This is a genomic window from Microbacterium sp. bgisy203 (assembly GCF_057706945.1).
This window is the reverse complement of the sequence record NZ_JBYIPF010000018.1, coordinates 1-2,044: the sequence shown is the minus strand read 5'-3', so window position 1 is coordinate 2,044 and position 2,044 is coordinate 1. Positions and strand designations below refer to the sequence as shown.

Below are 2,044 nucleotides of genomic sequence, written 5' to 3'. Positions count from 1 at the left end.
TGTCAACGTCGGCTGAATCCTGACCCCTTTTCGTCGTCTGAATCTTGACCCCCTGGGTTGTTGTTATCGGTCTCCGCCCGGGGTGGGCGGGGTCTTGAGGAGCTCGCGTCGAGCGCGGGTTCGGTAGGAGTCGCCGGCGAGGGTGAGGACCTCGGCGTGGTGGACGAGCCGGTCGATCATCGCGCTCGCGACGATGTCGTCGGCGAAGATCTCGCCCCATCGCCCGAACGGCATGTTGCTGGTCACGAGGATCGAGCCTTGTTCGTAGCGGGCGGCGATGAGCTGGAAGAACAGGTTCGCCGTGTCGGCGTCGAAGGGCAGGTAGCCGACCTCGTCGATGATCAGCAGTCGGTAGCGGCGGAGCCGTTTCAGTTCGTGCTCGAGGCGCCCCTCGCGGTGCGCGGCCTGCAGGCGGGATGCCCATCCGGTGGCGGTGTCGAACGCGACGGGGTAGCCCGCGTGGCAGGCCTTGATCCCGAGCCCGATGCCCAGATGGGTCTTCCCGACCCCGGGTGGGCCGAGCAGGATCACGTTCTCCGCCTTCGCGATCCAGGTCGTCGTCGCGAGGTGCGCGAGAACGTCGCGGCGCAGCGAGGGCTGGTGGTCGGTGTTGAAGTCCTCGAGGGTCTTCACGGCGGGGAAGTGCGCGCCGGCGATGCGGAGGCTGGTGCCGTTCGCTTCCCGGTCCGCGACCTGGCGTTGCAGCACCGCGGCGAGGTATTCCTCGTGTGACCAGCCTTCCCCGCGGGCGGTGATGGCGAGGTCTTCCCAGACCCGCCCGATCGTGGGCGCCTTGAGCGCGCGGGCGAGGTAGCCGAGGGTCGCGGCGGTATCGGTGGTGGCGCCCATCAGAGCACCTCCCCGGTGGTCTCATCGAACCGCACCCCGAACAGGGTGTCGTAGTCGCCCGGGTCGCGGAACATCACCCGCTGCTCCGGTGAGGCGAGGCCCGCGCGTTCCCGCTCGCGTTTCGCGACCGAGAACTGGCTGCGCAAGCCCTTCGCCGTCATCACGTGGGCAGGGTCGGTGACTACTGCGCTGGTCGCCCAGGACCGTTCGTGGTCGGCGACCGCGGTCCCGTCGCAGACCACGATCACCCGGGTCAGGGTCGCGGTGACATCCACGAGCCGGCCGATCACCCTGGGATCGACGGAGTAGTCGTTCCCATCGACGCGGACGTAGTAGTCTCTCCCCAGCCGGACCCGCGCCTGCAGCCCGGTGGCCGGCGGATGCGGCGGCAGCGCCGTCATCGCAGCCAGGTCTCTGTCGAGGACGTCGACGGGACGGCCGCCGAGGGAACGGACTGTCCGGGCGTTCGCTCGCGGCAACCAGTCCTGCAGTTGTGTGTTGAAGTCCGCCGGGGAGGCGAACTGACGGCCGGGCAGGAACGACGTCTCGAGGAAGCCGTTGTTGCGTTCGGTCATTCCCTTGAACTCCGGATCCCGAGGCGGCGCGAGCACCACCCGGGTCGCGAGGGTCCCCGCGAACGCGGCCGCGAGCTGGGTGACCTTCCCCTTCCCGCCGATCGCCGATTCCCGATCCCAGACGAGCGTCTTCGAGACCTTCCCGACCTGCGCGATCAGCTGCCACATGCCCGCGGTCAGATCTCCGCCCTGACGAGACGGGAGCATCACCGCGGCCAGGAACCTCGAGAACGTGAGCGTCATCACCAACACCGGCAACATCGCCGCCTGCCCGAACCCGACCGGGATCCGCGGCTCCGGGAACCACAAATCCATCTGCGCCGCCTCGCCCGGCTGATGCACGATCCGGTCCGCCGGGTCGACGCCGGCATACTCGGGCCGGATCTGCCGGATGCGGTCTTTGAGGATCGTGATCGAGTGCTCCCACCCGATCCGCTCCGCGATCACCGTCGCCGGCATCTTCGCGTCCACACGCAGCCACTTCCGGATCTCCGGCTCCACCGCGTCGACCAACGACCCGCGCGGCGGCCTCCGATACACCGGCGGCTCGTCCGACGCGAGCGCCGCCCGCACCGTGTTCCGCGCGACACCGAGCCTCCGGACGATCGCCTTGATCGGCA

Annotated in this window: 2 protein-coding genes; both read right to left on the bottom strand. The window is 69.1% G+C overall.

What is annotated here, in order from left to right; translation table 11 throughout:
• Window positions 1–63 precede the first annotated feature (63 nt).
• Window positions 64–849, bottom strand: coding sequence for an IS21-like element helper ATPase IstB (gene istB, locus AC3ENQ_RS14035; RefSeq protein WP_431805353.1), 786 nt, complete (start codon window positions 847–849; stop codon window positions 64–66).
• Complete coding sequence (gene istA / locus AC3ENQ_RS14030) at window positions 849–2,039, bottom strand: IS21 family transposase (protein WP_431805354.1); 1,191 nt, start codon at window positions 2,037–2,039, stop codon at window positions 849–851. Before istA ends, istB begins: the two co-directional genes overlap by 1 nt.
• Window positions 2,040–2,044: the final 5 nt, after the last annotated feature.